This window comes from Anaerolineae bacterium (genome assembly GCA_014360855.1).
GTDB lineage: Bacteria > Chloroflexota > Anaerolineae > JACIWP01 > JACIWP01 > JACIWP01.
In genome coordinates, this window is record JACIWP010000383.1 from 1 (window position 1) to 2231 (window position 2231).

The window sequence follows — 2231 nt, forward strand, 5'->3', positions numbered from 1 at the left end:
CCCACTTCCACCAGAGCGCGCAGCATCCTCCCAAAGGCGAAGTGCCCCTTCCCCGGCGGCAGGCGGTTGCTGTCTCCCAAATGCACATGCCATAAACGCGGCGCGGCGGTATGCACCGCCCGCCGAATGCTGGCTTCCTCGATGTTCATGTGAAAGGTGTCCAACAGGAGGCCGAACGCCTGGATATCTCCGAGCCAGAATTTGAACGAATGGCCGAGCGCGTGTTTAATATAGAGCGCGCGGTACTGGTACGGAATTACGGCCGAGATCGCGCCATGGACGAGATGGTCATCCCGTACTTCTCGAAGGTGGAGTGGTGGACCAATCCGGAGCTAGGGGAGCGCCAGGCGCTGGACGTGGAGCGGTTCCGCCGGCTCATGGACGAGTACTACACCTTGCGCGGCTGGGACCCACGCACCGGCTGGCCCACCCGCCGGCGACTGGAGGAATTGGATCTGCGCGATATCGCGGATGAGCTGGAGCGCATCGGCCGGCTCGGGCTGGCGTAACCCTACCGGCCGGCCTTGCCGCTGTCCCTTTCGACGATGGGGTCGAAGCTCTGCGAACGAGGAGGTGGGATATGGCGACCTTTGTCCTGTTGACCAAGGTCTCGCGCCGCGGCATCACACAAATGCGCCATCTGGCGGAGATGGATCGCGAGTTCGAGCAGAAACTGCGCACTACCTGTCCAGAGGTGCGGCGCATCGCCAGCTACGCCCTGCTTGGCCCCTATGACTTCCTGCACATCTTCGAGGCTCCGGATGAGAAGACTGCCGCCAAGGTGGCTTTGCTGGCCAACTGCTTCGGCGTGGAATCCACACAGACCCTGACGGCCATCCCCTTTGACGAGTTCACGGCGCTCCTGCAGGAATAGCCTGGGAGCACCTCATCCTCCGCGCCTTCATGGAAGTCCTATCAAGCGCCGGCCGGCGGATTGTCCGATGTGCGCCTCTCCCCGGCCGGCGCTTCTCCAGGCGAGGAAGCGAGTAATTCCTCTCATCTTGGTCGGGCCATCCGTTTGACAGACCTACGTATCCTGTTATAATTTCCCCAGCACCCCACAACGGAGGGATATATGGAACCCGCTTCCCAGGCGCAGTGGACACCCAGGGAGCTGATGCGCGCTGCCATGCGCCGGCTCCCAACGCCCCGCATCCCCACCATGCCCCAAATCTGCCACGACCTCCCCATCCGCCTCTACGCCGGCGAGAACGGCATCGACTGGCTGGAGGGCATGCGGCGCTGTGTGGAGGACCCCGGCCTCATTTACGACTACGTCATCCGTCTCGTGGAACAGGTCAACTGTGACGGCCTGCGCCTCTTTGTCAAGCCCGAGCCCATGAAAGTCGTGCGGCAGGGCGATGAACTCATCGTGGTAGATCATGAAAGCGGCCGGCGCTTGGGCAAAATTGACGCCTGGGGCGGGGGAGAGTTCGTCCTCGATGTGCCGGCGCCTCCCATCGAGACGTTGGAGGATGCCCGCAAGCGCCTCCAGCAAATGGCCGGCGAGTTCACCGATGAAAAAATGGAGCTACTGCGCCAGGCACGGGCACGCGTCCCGCATCGCTTCGTCGCATCAGCCCCCGGCGGCATCACTATGAACACCTATACCGCCCTGCGCGGCCGGGTACAGGCGATGATCGACCTGATCGAACAGCCCGATTTTGTGCGCGCGGTCATGGAGATGCAGGTGGAGACCATGATTCAGCGGGCGGAGAAACTGCTGACCACGGGCATCGACGCGCTCTATATCGGCGACCCGGCGGCCAGCGCCAGCCTGATCAGCCCGGCCCATTTCGAACGCTTCTGTCTGCCGGCCTATCAGGCGTTCTGCCGGCATTTCAGGGACAGGGATATTCTCATCTACATTCATGTGTGTGGGAATTCGAACCCCATCTTGGAAATGCTCGCCGAGACCGGCGCGCATGTGGTGGAACCGCTGGATCCCTTGGGCGGCGTCTCGGTGGCGGATGCCAAACGCCGTATTGGACATAAGGTGGCGCTGATGGGTGGGGTCAATACCATCACCCTGGCACGGGGCACTGTCGAGGAAGTGCGGCAGGAGGCCATCCAGAAGTGCCGCGAGGGCGGGCCGTACGGCTATATCCTGGCCGCCGGCGACATGGTCCCGCCCGATACGCCGTTGGAAAACCTGCAGGCCATGGTGGACGTGGCGCTGTACAGCCTGTTGAAGGAGCCGGCGGCCTGAGCGCTTACGACCACGGTGGGTC

Annotated in this window: 4 protein-coding genes; 3 read left to right on the forward strand and 1 reads right to left on the reverse strand. The window is 62.9% G+C overall.

Annotated features, from left to right (window positions below):
* Positions 1-149 (reverse strand): sugar phosphate isomerase/epimerase (locus H5T60_14250; GenBank protein ID MBC7243594.1); only part of this gene is annotated, 149 nt, incomplete at its 3' end.
* Here H5T60_14250 and H5T60_14255 point away from each other — a divergent pair.
* The 3 genes from H5T60_14255 (at position 150) to H5T60_14265 (ending at position 2209) form a co-directional block, all read left to right on the forward strand.
* Positions 150-509, forward strand: coding sequence for a hypothetical protein (locus tag H5T60_14255; protein ID MBC7243595.1), 360 nt, complete (start codon positions 150-152; stop codon positions 507-509).
* 71 nt (positions 510-580) lie between these two features.
* The gene (locus H5T60_14260) at positions 581-874 is read left to right on the forward strand and encodes a GYD domain-containing protein (GenBank protein ID MBC7243596.1); all 294 of its coding nucleotides are present in this window, start codon (positions 581-583) and stop codon (positions 872-874) included.
* Between the two features lie 201 nt (positions 875-1075).
* Positions 1076-2209, forward strand: a complete 1134-nt coding sequence (locus H5T60_14265; GenBank protein ID MBC7243597.1) for a hypothetical protein — start codon at positions 1076-1078, stop codon at positions 2207-2209.
* Positions 2210-2231 lie beyond the last annotated feature (22 nt).

Coding starts and splice junctions, on each gene's coding strand:
- H5T60_14265 (MBC7243597.1), top strand. CDS start 1,076: ATGGAACCCGCTTCCCAGGCGCAGTGGACACCCAGGGAGCTGATGCGC.
- H5T60_14260 (MBC7243596.1), top strand. CDS start 581: ATGGCGACCTTTGTCCTGTTGACCAAGGTCTCGCGCCGCGGCATCACA.